The organism is Curtobacterium sp. P97, assembly GCF_023712445.1.
In the GTDB taxonomy this organism is placed as follows: Bacteria; Actinomycetota; Actinomycetes; order Actinomycetales; family Microbacteriaceae; genus Curtobacterium.
In genome coordinates this window covers 79,240-97,353 of the sequence record NZ_JAMAYF010000010.1, presented here as the reverse complement: position 1 = coordinate 97,353, position 18,114 = coordinate 79,240, and the positions used below count along the sequence as shown (strand labels likewise).

The window sequence follows — 18,114 nt, the reverse complement described above, 5'->3', positions numbered from 1 at the left end:
ATGCCGCGATGCCGCGTCTGCACGGGTGCCCGGGTGCCGAGACGCCGGTGTCTGCACCAGACGCCCTGAGTGCCTCGAGACGGTCCCGGATCCGGCGGTGTCTCGACGCGTCGACGGCGTCTCGCCGGGACGCCGTCGTCTCGCACCCCACGCCGTCTCGCCCGGACGCCAGCGCCGCCCTCGCCCGGACGCCAGCGCCGCGCACCGTCCGGACGGCTGGTGCTGCTGGCCCCGTGTCCCGGGGCGACACCGTTTGCGAGCCGGGGTGGTACACCAGTACCCTCACGGGGTCCATCGCCAGCCGTTCGACGGGAACCTCCATGGCATCACCGCTCCGCATCAAGTCGATCGAGGCCTCCCTCGCCGACTCCGAGGAGGAGGGCCGCTCGCTCAAGCGGTCCCTCAAGACGTTCGACATCGCCGCGATGGGCATCGCGGTCGCCGTCGGCGCCGGCATCTTCTCGGTCGGCGCGAACGCCGCCGCGAACTTCGCCGGCCCGAGCGTCATCATCTCGTTCCTGCTCGCAGCCGTCACGTGCGGCCTGGCGATCATGTGCTACGCCGAGTTCGCCTCGACCATCCCGGTCGCCGGCTCCGCGTACACGTTCACGTACGCCACGATGGGCGAGCTGCTCGCGTGGATCGTCGGGTGGGACCTCATCCTCGAGACCCTGACCGCGAGCGCCGTCATCGCGAAGTACTGGGGCATCTACCTGAGCACCGCGTTCGGGGTCTTCGGCTTCGACCTCCCCGACACGATCCAGCTCGGCCCGATCGGCTTCACGTGGGGCCCGGTCCTCATCGTCGGCGTCTTCACGCTGCTGCTCGCGTTCGGCACGCGTCTGTCCTCGCGGGTCTCGGCCGTCATCACGGTCATCAAGGTCGCGATCGTCGTCTTCGTCATCGTCGCCGGGGCGTTCTTCGTCAAGGCCGCGAACTTCGCCCCGTTCGTCCCGCCGGCGGAGCCGTCCAAGGGCGCGGAGGGCGGTGTGCTGACCCAGTCGCTCGTGTCCTTCGTGACCGGTCAGGCCCCGGCGCAGTACGGCGTGTTCGGCCTGCTCGCCGCGGCCTCGCTCGTGTTCTTCGCCTTCATCGGTTTCGACGTCGTGGCGACGAGCGCCGAGGAGACCGAGAACCCGCAGAGGACCCTGCCCCGAGGCATCTTCATCGGCCTCGGCATCGTCACGCTGCTCTACATCTGCGTCAGCATCGTCATCACGGGCATGGTCTCCTACCAGCGGCTCGCCGACGAGGAAGCGCCGTCCCTCGCCTCCGCCTTCGACATCGTCGGACTGCCGTGGGCCGCGGGCATCATCGCGATCGGCTCGCTCATCGGCCTGACCACCGTGGTGATGGTCCTGCTGCTCGGCCTGTCCCGCATCGTCTTCTCGATGAGCCGCGACGGTCTGCTGCCCCGCTGGTTCTCGAAGACGAACCCGAAGACGCAGACCCCGGTGCGGGTGCAGGTCGTCGCCGGTGTCGTCGTCGCGTTCATCGCCGGGTTCACCGCCGTCGAGCGCCTCGAGGGCATGATCAACATCGGCACGCTCTCGGCGTTCGTGCTCGTGTCGATCGGCATCGTGGTGCTGCGCAAGACTCGCCCGGACGCACCGCGAGCCTTCCGGGTGCCGTGGGTGCCGGTCCTGCCGATCCTCTCCGCGGTGCTGTGCTTCTGGCTCATGCTCAACCTCGAGGTCGAGACCTGGCTGCGCTTCATCGCCTGGCTGGCGATAGGGTTCGCGATCTACTTCGGGTACAGCCGACGCAACAGCCGGGTGGGCAAGGGCCTGCAGTAGCGGGCGGCGGCGGCGGCGGCCTCGCCGCGCGCGCAACGGGAAGCACCTCGCGCCACGGATCGCCGTGGCGCGAGGTGCTTCTGGTTGTGCCGGAGCAGCCCGCGCCGCCGCCCGCCGCCCGCCGCCCGCGCCACCGCCCGCCCGCGCCGCCGCCCGCCGCCCGCAGCCCGTGCCGCCGCCCGCCGTGCCGGATGCCGCGCGCCCCGCGCCGCCGCGGCTACGCCCCGACGGCGAGCGCGACGCCGAACGACAGCATCACGACGGCGACGAGCCCGTCGAAGACCCGCCACGTGAGCGGCTTCGCGAACAGCGGTCGGAGCAGTCGTCCCCCGAACCCGAGTGCGCCGAACCAGAGGCAGCTCGCGGCGACCGCGCCGACGGTCCACCACCAGCGGTCGTCGACACCCTGCTGGTTCGCCACCGAACCGAGGAACACGAGGGTGTCGAGGTACACGTGCGGGTTCGCCCACGTGAACACGAGCATCGTCGCGACCGCCGCACCGAGGGTCGGGACGGCGCGTGCTGCGGAGGCGGTCCGTGTCGCGACCGCAGGTGTCGTGGTCCGGCCGGGAGGCTCCTCCGCGCTCCGTCCCGCTGCCCCGGCCCCGCCGCCGGGAACGACGGTGTCGTCGGCCCGCCGCGCGGCTCGGCCCGCGGCCGGTCCGGGGTCACCAGCCGCCTGCGCGACCGTCTCGGACGAGGCCGTCGCAGGCGCCGCGACCGCCGTGGGCGCGACCGTCGTCGGCACCACCACGCCGTCGTCTGCCGCCTCCTGCTCGACGGCCATGGCCTCCCCGGTGGGACGGAACGCCCTGCGGGCCGCGAGCACCCCGTACACCACGAGGAACGCCGCGCCCACGAACCGCACCACCACGAGCGCGACGGGGAACCGCTCGACGACGACCCCGACGCCGAGCACCCCGGCGACGATGAGCACCGCGTCGGACACCGCACAGACCGCGACCGCGGCGGCGACGACCCGCGCCGGGGCGCTGACCGCGAGCCGGAGCAGGTACGCGTTCTGCACCCCGATCGCGACGATCAGGGCGAGGCCGGTGCCGAGGCCGGCGAACAGGGGGAGGAGGACGGTCACGGTCTCGACGGTAGGAGCGACCCTCGGTGCAGTCCAGCTCACGTTCCTGTACCGCCGTAAGCTCTGCTGCATGCTCCGTCTGCAGCGGGACCACCTCGAGACGCTCCTCGCCGCCGTCGACCACGGCACGCTCGACGCTGCGGCCCGCGCCCTCGCGATCACCCCGTCCGCGGTGTCGCAGCGCATCAAGGCGATGGAGCAGCAGCTCGGCCGGGTGCTGCTCCAGCGGACGACGCCGGTCGCGCCCACCGCCGACGGTGCGGTCGTGCTCCGGCACGCACGGCAGGCCCGGCTCCTCGAGGACGAGACCGCCCGGGCGCTCGGCGCGGTCGGGGATGCGGACGCGCCCGTCGTGCCGTCGATCCCGCTCGCCGTGAACGCGGACACGCTCGGCACGTGGTTCCTCGACGCCCTCGCGCTCGTCCGAGCCGACACCGAGGTCGTGTTCGACCTGCACCGCGAGGACCAGGACCGCACCGCCGAGCTCCTCCGTGCGGGCACCGTGATGGCCGCGGTCACCGCCGAGGCCGACCCGGTGCAGGGCTGCTCGTCGGTGGCACTCGGGGTCGACCGCTACCGGGCCGTCGCCGCGCCTGCCTTCGTCGACCGGTACCTCGCCGGTGCGGTGTCCGAGCGGCAGATGACCGCACGGCTCGACGCGGTCCCGCTCGTCGACTACGACCGCGACGACGACCTGCAGCAGGGGTACCTCCGCCGGGTCCTCGGGCACGCCCCTCGCGGGCCGCGGCACTTCGTCCCGACGTCGGCAGACTTCGCGCGCGCGGTGTCGCTCGGCTTCGGGTGGGGGATGCTGCCGGAGGCCCAGTGCCTCGACGGCCTGCGCAGCGGAGCACTTGTCGAGCTCACGCCGGGGCGTCGGGCGGACGTGGCGCTCTGGTGGCAGCGGTGGAACCTGGCGTCACCGCTGCTCGAACGGGTGACCGAGGCCGTGCGGGCGACCGCGCACGAGCGACTGCACCAGCCCGGCTGACCGCGGACGCTCTCCGCCCCGCCCAGCGGGTTGCGGACCCCGCCGGCGGTGCCGGATCAGACGGTCGCCCGCCAGCGCAGCCCGTCGACGAGCAGTCCGACCAGCTGCTGGCTCTGCTCGGTCGTCGGCGCCCCGTGGCAGAGGTCGGCGACCGCGCGGAGCAGCTGCCTGGCGTCGATGTCGTTGCGGATGGTCCCCGCTGCCGAGGCCGCGTCGAGCAGTCCGGTCAGCGCCCCGCCGAGTCGACCGATGAACCAGGGGTGCAGTCCCTCGAACGCCGGGTCACCGGACTGGAGCGCCGCAGCGAGCCCGCGCTTCGTCGCGACGAACCCGGTGAACCGCTGGAGCCAGAGCGCGAGGGCGTCGTCCGGCGCGTGGTGCTCGGCGAGGTCCGCGGCGGCGTCGGCGCACTCCTCGACGGCCTGCTGGAACACCGCGACCACCAGGTCGGAGCGCTGCGGGAAGTGGCGGTACAGCGTGCCGACACCGACGCCGGCGAGGTCGGCGATCACCCTGGCGGGAGCGTCGACGCCCTGGTCGGCGAACACCTGACGGGCAGCGTCGACGAGGGCGTCGAGATTGCGGCGGGCATCGGCGCGCACGGTTCCTCCGAACGGGGTCGCGGTGAGGGCTTGCGGAAACGGAACAGCTTTCCGTATCGTTGCGGAAGAGCGTTCCGCTTCGAGCCAGCCTACGACGACCGGCCTCGGGACGCCACCGACAGGAGGCACCACCATGCAGTACCGCACCCTCGGCCGCACCGGCATCCAGGTCAGCCCCTTCGTGCTCGGCGCCATGATGCTCGGCACCGACGGTCGCATCGGCAACGGCGACGAGCAGGACTCCATCCGCATCGTGCACCGTGCGCTCGACGCCGGCATCAACATCATCGACACCGCCGACCGCTACTCGCAGGGCGGGTCCGAGGTGCTCGTCGGCAAGGCGATCAAGGGCCGGCGCGACGACGTCGTCCTCGCCACGAAGTTCAACGGCCCGATGGGGGACGACCCGAACCGGCGCGGCAACTCACGCCGCTGGATCACCACGGCGGTCGAGGACTCGCTCCGACGCCTGCAGACCGACCACATCGACCTCTACCAGGCGCACCGCCCCGACGACACCGTGGACCTCGAGGAGACCCTGTCCGCACTCACCGACCTCGTCCGGAGCGGTAAGGTGCGTGCGATCGGCTCGTCGGACTTCCCCGCATCGATGCAGGTCGAGGCGCAGTGGACCTCCGAGCGTCGCGGTCTCGAGCGCTTCCGGTCCGAGCAGCCGACCTACTCGATCCTCAGCCGGGGCATCGAGCGCGAGGTCCTGCCGGTCGCCCAGCGCTACGGCATGGGAGCGTTGGTCTGGAGTCCGCTCGCCGGCGGCATGCTGACCGGGCGCTTCCGTCGGGGACAGCAGAACGACCTGTCGCGGGCGGGCATGTTCCGCCACGACCAGGACGACCGGCGGATCGACGCCGTGGAGCAGGTCGTCGCCCTCGCCGAGGAGACCGGCATCCCCACCACCCACCTCGCCCTCGCGTTCGCGATCGCCCACCCCGGCGTGACGAGCGCGCTGATCGGGCCGCGGTCGGTGGAACAACTCGACGACCTGCTGGCGGCGGCGGACGTCGCGCTCTCCGACGAGGTGCTCGACCGCATCGACGCGATCGTCCCGCCGGGCACCGACGTCACGCGGCTCGACCAGCAGTACCAGCCGCCCGCGCTCCTGCGACCCGAGCTCCGCCGTCGTCCGGCCGCCGAGCGCTCCGCCGCCTGACGCCCCCTCGCCCTCCGCAGGACGCAACCCCGGCGGTTGCTCGCAGCGCTGTACCGCTGCGAGCAGCCGCCCTCGTTGCGTCTCGCGAAAGAGCGAGAGAGCGAGAGAGTGGGGGAGCGGCGGGGCGGGGGAGCAGGGGAGTGGTGGCGCCCCACCCGATCCCGCAACGCGGTGATGCGGGAAACCGCAAGAAGCAGCGGGGTCCTGCGGGATTCACACGACGGACACCCGAGCGCGTCGAGCGGGTCGTAGTGTCGCACTCGACCGACGGCACGGGCCGTCGCCGCACGACCGCTCTCGACACCGAACACCGCGACCGCACCCTCGGTCGCGACCTCCCCGGCGCAGGATCCCTGGTCCCTCGCCGAGCCGGACCCATCCCGACGGTCCGGGCCCATGTCGCCACAGTCGCCGACGCCCGTCTCGCGACCCGTCGGCGTCCCTGCCTGCGGGCCGCGAGCTTCTCCCGACCCGACAGGAGATCCTCATGTCCGCACCAACGGACGTCCGTCGCGCACGCCCGGACGCCAGCACCCCGCAGTACCGCCGGAGCGCCCAGCCGCAGTCCCCGGACGCGGCCCGGCCCGTCCCGCCGCAGCAGACGGAACTGCTCCAGCAGCAGGCGCTCCCGCCGCAGCCGCTCCCCCAGCCGCTCACCCCGCGTGACCGCGAGCGCGCCCGTCGACGCCGGCAGGCCGAGCAGGTCGGGCACGTGCGCCCCCGCTCCGAGAGCCGCGCGCACAGCCCCGTCATGGTGCTCATCGTGCTCGTCGCGACCCTCGGCGTGATGGCCTACGCGGTGTTCCTCCTCGACCCCGCGAACCGCGGCGACTTCCTGCCGTACGGCCTGGTGATCGTGGCGGAGAGCGTGCTGGTCGGCCAGGCGCTGCTGTCGATGTGGACGATCCTGTCCGGCGGTGCCGACCCGCGGGACTTCGCGTTCCACCACACGCAGGACACCCTGTTCGACCGGGACACGATCGAGCGCGACGGGCTCACCGACCAGCCCCACCGCTGGCCGATGCACGTGCGGGGCCGTCAGGTCGAGGTCGACGTCTTCATCACCGTCTACGGCGAGGAACTGTCCAAGATCGCCGCCACCGTGCGGGCAGCGGTCGCGATGCGCGGCGAGCACCGCACGTGGGTGCTCGACGACGGCCGGAGCGACGAGGTCCAGGCGCTCGCCGCCCGGCTCGGCGCGCGGTACGTCCGCCGGCTGTCGTCGCACGGTGCCAAGGCCGGCAACATCAACCACGCCCTGACCCTCGCCAAGGGCGACTACTACGCCGTGTTCGACGCCGACTTCGTCCCGGAGCCGGAGTTCCTGTTCGAGACCGTGCCGTTCTTCGCGGACGACACCATCGCGTTCGTGCAGACGCCCCAGACCTACGGCAACCTGCACAACCTGGTGTCCCGCGGCGCCGGGTACATGCAGACCGTCTTCTACAAGTTCATCCAGCCCGGCCGGAACCGCTTCAACGCGGCGTTCTGCGTCGGCACGAACGTCATCTTCCGCCGCAGCGCGATCGACGACATCGGCGGCATGCACACCGACTCGAAGTCCGAGGACGTCTGGACCAGCCTGATGCTGCACGAGCGCGGGTGGAAGTCGGTCTTCATCCCGATGACCCTCGCCGTCGGCGACGCACCCGAGACGATCGAGGGCTTCACGAAGCAGCAGCTGCGCTGGGCGACCGGCGGGTTCGAGATCCTGCTGACGCACTTCCCGTTCAACCCGAAGCACCGCCTGACGATGGACCAGCGTCTGCAGTACCTGGTGACGGCGAGCTTCTACCTGACGGGCATCGTCCCCGGGCTCCTGCTCCTCGTGCCGCCGCTCGAGATCTTCTTCGACCTCCGCCCGATGAACCTGTCGATCGGTGCGGGCGAGTGGGTGCTGTTCTACCTCGGGTTCTACCTCATGCAGGTGGTGCTGGCCTTCTACGCGCTCGGCTCGTTCCGCTACGAGACCCTCCTGCTCGCGGCGGTGTCCTTCCCGATCTACGCGAGCGCGCTCTGGAACGTGCTGTGCGGCAAGGAGCAGGCCTGGCACGTCACCGGTGCCGACCGCGGACGGACACCCTCACCGTTCAACTTCATCGTGCCGCAGGTGCTCGTCTTCGTGTTCCTCACCCTGACCAGCGTGGTCGCGGTCTGGCGGGACACCGGCAACGGGCAGTTCACGCTCGCCACCGCGTGGAACATCACGAACACGCTGGTCTTCGCCGCGTTCATCGTCGCGGCGTTCCGCGAGCAGGCCCGCAACCGCGTGGCCGACCGGCAGCGCGCTCGCGGCGAGGCCGTCCGACCGGCCGCACCGCTGGTGCAGGCCCCGGTCAGCCCCGTGCGGACGACCGTCGTCCGCCCCGACACCCTCGAACCCCAGCGCGCCGCGATCGCCGGCGTCGCGATGCAGATGCAGGACGGACCCCGCGCATGACCTGGACCAACCGACTCCGACTGTTCGGCGGCCTCGTCGTCGTCCTGGTGATCGTCGCCGCGTGCACCCTCGTGTTCAACCAGCGCCAGAGCGCCGTGGCGAGCACCTCGGCCGCCATCGCCGCGCAGGAGTACGCCGTCGGCACCGACTACGGCGGGACCGTCACCGAGGAGTACGTCCAGGAGGGCGACTCCGTCACCAAGGGCGAGAAGCTCCTGCAGGTGCAGAGCCTGCAGCTGGCGCAGGACATCCGGAAGGGCGTCGTCGGCGCGGACACGCAGACGAGCGCGTACGACATCGGCGAGGACGGCTTCATCACGTTCAAGGCCGAGGTCTCGGGCACCGTGGCGAAGATCGACGTGAAGACCGGTGGGTACGTGCAGGCCGGTTCCGAGCTCGGCACCATCCACAAGGAGGACAGCCTCTTCGTCACCTCGGAGTTCACCGTCACCGCGCGCGACTACGGGCGCATCCGGAACGGTGCCGAGGTCGAGCTCCGCCTGCCGGACGACCGCACCATCACCGGCACCGTGAAGAGCGTCAGCGTGGAGACGAACGACGACGGCCGGGCGAAGACCACCGTCGACGTCGAGAGCCCCGAGCTGTCGGCCTCGCCGTCGTCGGGCATCACGAGCCCGGGGACGCCCGTCGACGCGACCCTGCACCTGCGCGACGACGGCACGCTGGCGGGCGTCACCGACGCCGTCCGCGACTTCTCGCGCCAGATCGGGCTGTAGCCGGTGCGGCACCACCTGCACCCCGGCCGCCGCCCTGCGGGCGCACGCCGGGCCTCCCGGTCGACGCTCCTGGTCGTCCCCCTGGTGACGTCCGTCGCCCTGCTGCTCGCTGCGTGCACCGGGACGGGAGGCACGGACCACCCGACCCCGTCGGCCACCCCGACCGACGCGGCGGCCCAGGCACGCGCGGTCGCCGCCCTGGGCGACGTCGCGTCGTCGACGGTGGGCACGATGCGCCTGGCCGAGGGACTGACCCCGCCGACGAACCGGTGGTTCTCCGGCCTGGTGTTCGGCGACGCACCCCAGCCGGTGTTCCCGACGCCGATCTCGTGGCAGGTCACCGACCACGGCTTCGCAGCCGGACTGCCCGACGTGACCGCGACCGAGAAGACCATCGCCGGCGGCGCCGTGCCGCAGGTCGGCTTCGACCTCGGCGCGACGAGCACGCTCGTGTCGGCGTACGACGCGGTGTCGGTGACCGTCGAGCACCGTGACGGCGACACCGTGCTCGGGCACTCGGTCGTCGCCGAGGGGTCGCCCCTCGTGACCTACGCCGCCGACCGCGACCAGACGCTGACCGGCACCTCGCCACTCGACCCGACCGGCGACGGTACGGCGACGATGTCCGGCGGCGGCCGCACCTGGCAGGTCGTCGTGCGCGACGGCTCGGTCGCCGCGTCCGGCGTGCGCCTGCGCAGCGGCGGGTCGGTCGTGCTCCTGCCGACACCGGACGGCGCGTCGTCGTCCGAGGTCTCCCGGCTCGTCGCGGCCGCACGGCCGCTCTCCGGCTCGTCGCTGGAGCGCAGCGCGTCCGGTGGGTCCCAGCGCACCACGCTGTCGTACGACTTCGACGGCGGTGCCGGGGTGCTCGTGCCGCAGCCTGGCCAGGGCACCCACGGGCTGACGTGCACCGACCTGCGGGTCGCGACCCTGACGGGTCCCGCGCCGGTCTGCACCGGGACGGCGCTGCGCTTCGACGCCGACACCGTCGAGCCGTCCGACCGGCTCGACCTGTCCGGCCTGTCCGACGGTCAGCGGGACACCCTGGCCGCACAGGTCCGGCAGGACGCCGCCGGGGTCGACGCCTCGTCGTACGCGGCCGACTCGTACGGCGGCGGCAAGGACCTGTACCGCGTCGCCACGCTGTACCGGCTCGCCGTCGCGCTCGGGCTCGACGACCAGGCCGCGGCGCTGAAGACGTCCGTCGTCGCGGAGCTCGACCAGTGGTTCGACCCGGCGGGCTGCGGCGGGAGGACCGCGCGGTGCTTCGCCTACGACCCCGAGGTCCACGGGCTCGTCGGCCAGGAGGCGTCGTTCGGCTCGGACGAGTTCAACGACCACCACTTCCACTACGGGTACGTGCTGTCCGCCGCTGCGATGGTGGCCGACGGTGACGCGTCCCTCGTGCGGAAGTGGCGCACCGTCGCGGACCTCGTCGCCGCGGACATCGCCTCGCCGACCGCGACGGAGTCGTTCCCCGCGCTCCGCGTCTACGACCCGTACGCGCAGCACTCCTGGGCGTCCGGCTACTCGCCCTTCGCCGACGGCAACAACCAGGAGTCGTCGTCCGAGGCGGTGTCCGCGTGGAACGGCCTGGCCCGCTGGGGCGCCGTGTCCGGGTCGGCCTCGCTCGAGTCCACCGGCACCTGGCTGCTGTCGAACGAGGCCGCCTCGGCGCAGCGCGACGTGCTCGACCCGGACCTGTCGGCGTTCCCGGGCTTCACGCACCGGGTCGTCTCGCTGACCTGGGGCGGCAAGCGCGACCACGCGACGTGGTTCAGCGCGGCGGCCGCGGCGCCGGCGGGCATCGAGCTCATCCCGATGCCCGCGATGGCGGCGGAGTACGTCGACGCGGGCGGCCGGCAGCAGATCGGGCGCGTGCTCGACGAGGCCGTGCCGGACGGTCGCTACGACGTCCAGTTCGGCGACTACCTGCTCATGTACCGGGCGCTCGGCGGGAAGGCCGACGCGGCGGCAGCCCTGCGCGACGCGGAACGGCTGCCGGACGCGGTGATCGACTCGGCGAACACGCGGTCGTACCTGCTCGCGTGGATCATGACCCGGGGTCGGGCGTAGCGGCCCGTCCCCCGCGCGAGCCCGACGGGCGGCACGACGGTCCACCGACCGCGTACCGCCCGTCGTTCGCTTCCCGGACGCCCTGGGGTCCTGCACGGGGACCGCGGCCTACCGTCCACCACATGACCACGCGAGCCAAGACCGCCACCGCGCTGCTCGGCGCTGCCACCCTCGCCCTGCTCCTGACGGCGTGCGACCCGGGCGGCGCCCAGAACATCGACCCGGTCGGCAAGGTCCCCGGGGACGAGCAGAAGTCGCAGTCGACCGAGTGCGCCGTCGCCGCGAGCAACGCCGTGGACGCGATCGGCACCGCGGTCGGTCCGCACGACACGACGGACTTCGCGAACGTGGCGGAGGGCGACGGTGGCTGGTACCTGGCCGCGTCGATCGTGCCGTCGGACAGCAAGGACGCCAACGACGACGAGCTGACCATCTGGGCGACGGAGACCGACCCGACGGCCGACGACTGGGACGGCACGATCTACGCCGTGAACCAGACCGCGAAGGACGCCACCTCGGACGAGTCACGCTCGGCGTCGCCGGCACCGAGCGCGTTCAGCGCGGACTCCGACGCCGCGAAGCGCGCCGAGAGCTGCGCCGTCGAGGCCGCCGACCGCTGACCCCCGGCCCGGCTCAGGTCTGACAGCGCGGGCACCAGTAGGTGTCCCGCAGCGTGAGCTCCGAGTCGCCGAGCTCGCCCCGACGCACCGGGGTCCCGCACCGCAGGCAGGGCTTGCCGGCGCGGCCGTAGACCCAGAAGCGGCGCCCGGGCCGGTCGACGCCCGTCGTGACGCGGTTGCTGCGGTCACGGTTCATCGTGATGAGCCGGTGCGACAGCGCGATCGCCCGCGCCGGGTCCGGCACCTGTCCGACGGGTCGCGTCGGCAGCACCCCCCGCAGGAAGCACAACTCGTTCCGGTACACGTTGCCGAGTCCGGCCAGCACGCGCTGGTCGAGCAGTGCGAGCCCGATCGGGCGCTCCGGGTCCGCCGTCAGGTTCTCGAGCGCCCGGTCGGCGTCCCAGTCGGGACCGAGCAGGTCGGGGCCGAGGTGCCCGACGACCTCGGACTCCTGGTCGCGCGGGACGACCTCGAGCACCCCGAGGGTGAACCCGACGGTGGAGACGTCCGCGGCGTCGAGCACGACCCGGGCCTGGTGCGCGGGCCGTCGCCACCGCTCCCCGGGCGCGTAGACGTCCCAGCGGCCCTCCATCTTCAGGTGCGAGTGCACGGTCACGTCGCCGATGCGGTGCAGCAGGTGCTTGCCGCGGGGCACGACCTCGTCGACCGTCCGTCCGACCAGGTCGAGGGTCGCGAACGCGGGGACGCGGAAGTCCGAGCGGGTCAGGACCTTGCCCGCGAGCGCGGTGTGCAGGCGCCGGGCAGCGCGGAAGACGGTGTCACCCTCGGGCACGGCACACCTCCGCTGCGGCTCGTCCGGTCGGCCGTGTCACGTCCCGTGCACCGGCGCACGCCCGGGAGGCCCTGGTCGCGTCAGACACGCAGCCGCAGTCCCTGCGGGGTCGCCGTGAACCCCGCCTCGCGCAGTGCCGACCCGAGCGGCGTCTCCAGCACGAAGTCGCCGTCCACCCGCTCCACCGAGAGCTTCCGCAGCCCGCTCCGCACGGTGGCGGCGATCGACCGCGCCGCGACCGCGAGGTCCGCCGGGTCGTCGGTGAAGGTCAGGACGGACTTCCCACCGCGCTCGACGTAGACCGCGAGGCGGCCGTCGACCGTGGTCACGAGGGCTCCGGCCTTCCGCCCGGGTCGGTGACCGCGACCGGTCGTCGACGTCGACCGGCTGGCGGGGACGGCCGCACCACGGGCGCCCGTCGGAGCGGCGTCGGCCGCGGGACCGGGAGCAGCGGGGTCGGCGTCCGGGTCGGCGGGGGCGTCGTCCGACGGCCACGGCAGCGCCGCACCGTACGGGTTCGCCGGGTCCGTCGCCGCGAGCGTGAGTGCCTGGCGTTCGCGGTCCGGGTCGGCGCGCTCGTCGTCGTCGAGGTCGCGTGCGTAGGTCCGGAGCCGGTCCACGGTCGGGCTCGTCGCGAACTGTGCCGCCCCGAGCCCCTCGACGAAGTACCCGCGGCGTGCCCGGCCGGACTCCTCGAACCGGCTGAGCACCCGGTAGACACCGGCGAACCCGCCACGGACGCCCTCGACCTGCACGGCACCGCGGGTCACGACGCCGTAGCGCTCGAGCAGCTGCTCGGCGGTCGCTGCCGCACGCAGGGTCGAGTCGGACTCGGCGAGCGGCAGGATCGACCACCGACCACCCACGGACGGCGGACCGGACTGCGACGGCAGCGTCGGCCGACGCCGCCCGCGGTACGCCCGGGCCCGCGGCGCGCTCGTCGACCTCGCCTTGCCGCCGAGCATCGACCGCAGCGGCGCGAACGTGTCGTTCGTGACCTGTCCGGCCCAGACCAGGTCCCACAGCGCGGTCGTCAGGGCCTGGTCGTCCGTGCTGCCGACCGCCTGGCCGAGCTGCCGGAAGAAGTAGGCACCACCGCCGGCCAGCGCTCCGAGGACGTCGCGCTGCAGCTCGGTGGTCTCGCCGCCGTCGGGCTCCGCCAGGGTCGTCGACGCCGTCTCGGCGAGGTGCAGGCGCACCCAGCCGTCGTTCCCGGGCAGCGTGCCGCCGCCCGACCACAGGACCTCGCCGGTGGCGGTCAGCTCGTCGAGCATGCTCGTGGAGTAGTCGCTCACGCGGGACGGCAGCACGAGGGTCTCCCACGAGCTCGCGGGCAGGGCGACGCCGGCCAGCTGGTCGATGACCTGCAGCACCCCGTCGACCCCGCGCAGCCCGCCGCGGGTGCCGGGCGCCTGGACGTGCTGCCACGCCGGCAGGAACCGGGCGAGGGTGTCCGGCGACACCGGCTCGACCTCGTGCCGGAGCGCGGCGAGGGACTTCGTCCGGATGCGGCGGAGCACCTCGGCGTCGCACCACTCGGCGCCCTGGCGGTCCGGGCGGAACTCGCCCTCGACCACGCGGCGGTCGGCGACCAGGCGGCGCAGGGTGTCCTGCACCACGGCGATGCCGAGGCCGAGCCGGCTCGCGGCCTCCTGCGCGGCGAACGGTCCGTGCGACCGGGCGTACCGGCCGACCAGGTCGCCGAGCGGGTCCGCGACGGGTTCGACGAAGGCGGTCGGCACGCCGATCGGCAGCGGGACGCCGAGGGCGTCGCGGAGGCGGGAGGCGTCCTCGATCACCGACCAGCGCGTCGCACCGCCCTGCGTGAACGACAGCACACGACGGTCGCGCTCGAGGGTCTCCAGCGCCGACCGGACGGTCGCACGCGCGGCGTCGGGGTCAGCGGCGTCGGCCACCCAGCTGCGGGCGACGAGCTCGTCCAGCTCGAGGGCGCCGACGAGCCGCAGCACGTCGACGAGCCCCTCGGTGTCGCGCGCTCGACGGTCGGGGGAGAGCCGCTGCAGGTCGCGCTCGACGGAGGCGATGACCGCCGGGTCGAGGAGCTCGCGGAGCTCGGCCCGTCCGAGCAGCTCTCCGAGCAGCGTCGAGTCGAGCGACAGTGCCGCCGCCCGGCGCTCGGCCAGCGGCGAGTCGCCCTCGTACATGAAGGCCGCGACGTACCCGAACAGGATCGACCGGGCGAACGGCGACGGCTGCTCGGTCTCGCGCTCGACCAGGCGGATGCGGCGCTCGGCGATCTGGTCCGAGATGCCGAGCAGCGCCGGCACGTCGTAGACGTCCTGCAGGACCTCGCGCACGGTCTCGAGCACGATCGGGAACGTCGGGTACTTCCGCGCGACCTCGAGCAGCTGCGACGCTCGCTGGCGCTGCTGCCAGAGCGGCGACCGCTGCCCGGGGTTCCGCCGCGGCAGGAGCAGGGCCCGGGCCGCGCACTCGCGGAAGCGGGCGGCGAAGAGCGCCGAGCCGCCGACCTCGTCGGTGACGAGCGCCTCGAGGTCGTCGCGCTCGAACACGAACAGGTCGGCGCCGGGCGGTTCCGCGTCGGTCTCCGGGATCCGCACCACGATGCCGTCGTCGGCCGCCATCGCGTCGCCGTCGATGCCGTGCCGCTCGCGCAGCCGGGCGCCGACCGCCAGGGCCCACGGCGCGTGCACCTGCATGCCGTACGGCGAGTGCAGGATGAGCCGCCAGTCGCCGAGCTCGTCGCGGAACCGCTCGACCACGAGCGTGGTGTCGTTCGGCACGTGACCGGTCGCCGCACGCTGGTCGCGCAGGAAGGTCAGCAGGTTCGTCACGGCCCGCTCGTCCAGCCCGCCGGAGGCGACCCGGGCACGCGCGTCGTCGTCGGAGGCCGCGTCGACCTCGCGCACGAACGCACCGGTCGCCCGTCCCAGCTCGGCGGGACGACCGATGCCGTCGCCCTTCCAGAACGGGACCCGCCCGGGCTGCCCGAACGCCGGGCTGACGATGACCCGGTCGTGCGTGATCTCCTCGATGCGCCAGCTCGTCGCGCCGAGGGCGAAGACGTCGCCGACGCGGGACTCGTAGACCATCTCCTCGTCGAGCTCGCCGACGCGCGATGCCTTCTCGCCGACCATGAAGACGCCGAACATGCCGCGGTCCGGGATCGTGCCGCCGCTCGTCACCGCGAGTCGCTGGGCGCCCGGACGCCCGGTCAGGGTCCCGTGCACGCGGTCCCACACCAGGCGCGGCCGGAGTTCGGCGAACTCGTCGCTCGGGTACCGCCCGGTCACCAGGTCGAGCGTCGCCTCGAACGCCGACCGCGGCAGCGAGCTGAACGGGGCGCTCCGCCGGACGAGCTCGAACCAGTGCTCCACCTCGACGGTGTCGATCGACCCGGCGGCCACGGTGTGCTGCGCGAGGACGTCGAGCGGGTTCGCGGGCACCGAGATCGACTCGATCTGCCCGGAGACCATGCGCTCGACGGTGACCGCGCTGTTCACGAGGTCGGCGCGGTGCTTGGGGAACAGCACGCCGCGCGAGATCTCGCCGACCTGGTGTCCGGCGCGACCGACGCGCTGCAGGCCGCTGGCGACCGACGGCGGGGCCTCGACCTGGACCACGAGGTCGACCTCGCCCATGTCGATGCCGAGCTCGAGCGAGCTGGTCGCGACGACGCAGCGCAGACGTCCGGACTTCAGGTCGTCCTCGATGATCGCGCGCTGGTCCTTCGACACGGAGCCGTGGTGGGCGCGGGCGAGCACCGGGACCGACGGGTCGGAGCCGCCGCCCTCGGTCTGTCCGGACTGCCCGACGAGCTGCGCCGGCGGTCGCTTCGGCTGTGCGACGGGTGCGTGCGCGGACGCCCGACCGGGGGACTGCGTGACGGGAGCCGACCCGGCCACCGCGCCCACGGCCTCCGCGCCCACGACCTCCGGCGCGCCGAGCGCAGCCGTGCCGACACCCGCCGTGTCGACGGCCCCGAGCACGCGTTCCTCGTGGATCTCGTTGAGCCGTGCCGTCAGGCGTTCCGCGAGTCGGCGCGAGTTGGCGAACACGATCGTCGAGCGGTGCTCCTCGATGAGGTCGACGACGCGTTCCTCGACGTGGGGCCAGATCGAGCCGTTCGTCGGTGACTCGGTCGCGTCGGCACCGACCGGCGGGGCGCCGAGCTCGGTCATGTCGTCGACCGGCACGACCACGCGCAGGTCGAAGGTCTTCTGCGCCGGCGGGGCGATGATCGACACGGGCGCGCGGCCGCCGAGGAACCGGGCGACCTCCTCCGCGGGGCGCACGGTCGCGGACAGGCCGATCCGCTGCACGGGCTTCTCGAGCAGGTCGTCGAGGCGCTCGAGCGAGACCGCCAGGTGTGCGCCGCGCTTGGTCGAGGCGACCGCGTGGACCTCGTCCACGATGACGGTGTCGACGTTCACCAGGGTCTCGCGCGCCCGCGACGTGAGCATGAGGTAGAGCGACTCGGGCGTCGTGATGAGGATGTCCGGCGGCTGCCGCAGGAGCCGCTGCCGGTCGGACGACGGGGTGTCACCGCTCCGGACGCCCACCGTGACCTCGGGCGGTTCCGTCCCGAGCCGACGCGCGGTCTGCGTGATGCCGACGAGCGGGCTGCGGAGGTTCCGCTCGACGTCGACACCGAGGGCCTTGAGCGGGGAGACGTACAGCACGCGGGTGCGCTGCTTCGCCGGCGGACGGTCGCTCGCGCTGATGAGCCGGTCGATCGACCAGAGGAACGACGCCAGCGTCTTGCCGGAGCCGGTCGGGGCGACCACGAGCGCGTGCTGCCCGGTGGAGATCGCGTCCCACGCGCCCGCCTGCGCCGCGGTCGGGCCGGGGAACGCGCCACGGAACCACTCCGCGGTCGCGGGGGAGAAGCGCTCGAGGACGTCCGTCATGGTCCGTCCCATCCTGCCCGTCGCCACCGACAGCGGTCCGAGGGAGGACGGGTGCTTGACAGGCCGATCCGTAGCGATCTATCGTTGACCCATCGCGATAGGAACACAACGCATCGCGAGCTCACGTCACCACCGACAGGAAGGAGTCATCATGCGCCCCTCGTACGATGACCTCGACAGCACCACGCCCCGCCGCGGCCCCCGCGGCACCGGTCCGCGCGGCCCCCGCTTCGGCGGCGCGCGGCAGCACCACGGCCACGGCTTCCCCGGCCGCGACCGCGGCGACCACGACCACGGCGGACGCGGCGGCTTCGGCCCCGGGTTCGGCGGACGCGGCGGCTTCGGCCCGGGCTTCGGTCCCGGCTTCGGCGGCGGCCCCGGCTTCGGGCGCGAGCGCCGCCGTCGCGGCGACGTCCGCCTCGCGATCCTCGGGCTGCTCGCCGAGGGCCCGCAGAACGGCTACGCCGTGATCAAGACCATCGCCGAGCGCACCGGCGGTGCCTGGAAGCCGAGCCCCGGCTCGGTCTACCCGACGTTCCAGCAGCTCGTCGACGAGGACCTCGTCGTCTCGAACGGCGACGGCCGCAAGACGCTCTTCGAGCTCACCGACGCCGGCCGCGCCGAGGCCGAGGCGAAGGCGGACGAGATCGCCGCCGCGTTCGACGCCGCGCCGGGCATGCCCGACACGCAGCGCGAGTTCGTCGAGGCCCTCCGCAAGGCGATGGGGGTGCTGCACATGTACCGCACCAGCGCCTCCGACGAGCAGACCAGGGCCGCGACGGCGAAGGTCGACCAGCTCCGCAAGGACCTGCTGCAGATCCTCGCCGAGTAGCGCCGTGCCGGACGGGAGGCACGTGGCGACCCCGCCACGCGCCTCCTGGCCGTCAGTCGGTCACCCGGTCACCT

At 73.2% G+C, this 18,114-nt stretch carries 12 protein-coding genes; 8 read left to right on the top strand and 4 right to left on the bottom strand.

The genetic code is table 11. The features are described 5' to 3' along the window. Positions 1-320: 320 nt before the first annotated feature. Complete coding sequence (locus M3677_RS12075; protein WP_251160661.1) at positions 321-1,796, top strand: APC family permease; 1,476 nt, start codon at positions 321-323, stop codon at positions 1,794-1,796. Positions 1,797-2,013: 217 nt separating this feature from the next. Here the strand turns inward: M3677_RS12075 and M3677_RS12070 are convergent, their stop codons facing one another. Next, positions 2,014-2,889 (bottom strand): LysE family transporter, encoded by an 876-nt coding sequence (locus M3677_RS12070; RefSeq protein WP_251160660.1) that lies wholly within the window; start codon positions 2,887-2,889, stop codon positions 2,014-2,016. Positions 2,890-2,959: 70 nt separating this feature from the next. Here M3677_RS12070 and M3677_RS12065 point away from each other — a divergent pair, with 70 nt between their 5' ends. After that, positions 2,960-3,880, top strand: coding sequence for a LysR family transcriptional regulator ArgP (locus tag M3677_RS12065; protein WP_066657148.1), 921 nt, complete (start codon positions 2,960-2,962; stop codon positions 3,878-3,880). Positions 3,881-3,936: 56 nt separating this feature from the next. Here M3677_RS12065 and M3677_RS12060 read toward each other — a convergent pair whose 3' ends face one another. Next, a complete protein-coding gene (locus M3677_RS12060; protein WP_251160659.1) occupies positions 3,937-4,482 on the bottom strand; it encodes a TetR/AcrR family transcriptional regulator in 546 nt (181 codons plus the stop codon). Positions 4,483-4,615: 133 nt separating this feature from the next. On the opposite strand from M3677_RS12060, the gene M3677_RS12055 reads away from it, so the two are divergent. From M3677_RS12055 to M3677_RS12035, 5 genes are all read left to right on the top strand, one after another. Further along, positions 4,616-5,650: an aldo/keto reductase gene (locus tag M3677_RS12055; RefSeq protein ID WP_251160658.1), complete on the top strand. Its 1,035-nt coding sequence runs from the start codon at positions 4,616-4,618 to the stop codon at positions 5,648-5,650. 487 nt (positions 5,651-6,137) lie between these two features. Then, positions 6,138-8,090, top strand: coding sequence for a glycosyltransferase (locus tag M3677_RS12050; RefSeq protein WP_251160657.1), 1,953 nt, complete (start codon positions 6,138-6,140; stop codon positions 8,088-8,090). After that, positions 8,087-8,827 carry an HlyD family efflux transporter periplasmic adaptor subunit gene (locus tag M3677_RS12045; protein ID WP_066657136.1) on the top strand — a complete coding sequence of 247 codons (741 nt, stop codon included), beginning with the start codon at positions 8,087-8,089 and terminating at the stop codon, positions 8,825-8,827. The genes M3677_RS12050 and M3677_RS12045 overlap by 4 nt, the downstream gene beginning before the upstream one ends. Positions 8,828-8,911: 84 nt before the next feature. After that, entirely contained in the window at positions 8,912-10,903 is a 1,992-nt protein-coding gene (locus M3677_RS12040; protein ID WP_251160656.1) for a glycosyl hydrolase, read from the top strand. Between the two features lie 122 nt (positions 10,904-11,025). Next, the gene (locus M3677_RS12035; RefSeq protein WP_066657132.1) at positions 11,026-11,523 is read left to right on the top strand and encodes a hypothetical protein; all 498 of its coding nucleotides are present in this window, start codon (positions 11,026-11,028) and stop codon (positions 11,521-11,523) included. Positions 11,524-11,536: 13 nt separating this feature from the next. Here the strand turns inward: M3677_RS12035 and M3677_RS12030 are convergent, their stop codons facing one another. Both M3677_RS12030 and M3677_RS12025 read right to left on the bottom strand, forming a co-directional pair. Next, positions 11,537-12,316 (bottom strand): Fpg/Nei family DNA glycosylase, encoded by a 780-nt coding sequence (locus M3677_RS12030; RefSeq protein WP_066657129.1) that lies wholly within the window; start codon positions 12,314-12,316, stop codon positions 11,537-11,539. 80 nt (positions 12,317-12,396) lie between these two features. Continuing rightward, a complete protein-coding gene (locus M3677_RS12025) occupies positions 12,397-17,208 on the bottom strand; it encodes an ATP-dependent helicase (protein ID WP_251160655.1) in 4,812 nt (1,603 codons plus the stop codon). Between the two features lie 151 nt (positions 17,209-17,359). Between M3677_RS12025 and M3677_RS12020 the strand changes: the two genes are divergently transcribed. Continuing rightward, positions 17,360-18,040: a PadR family transcriptional regulator gene (locus M3677_RS12020; protein ID WP_066657116.1), complete on the top strand. Its 681-nt coding sequence runs from the start codon at positions 17,360-17,362 to the stop codon at positions 18,038-18,040. Positions 18,041-18,114: the final 74 nt, after the last annotated feature.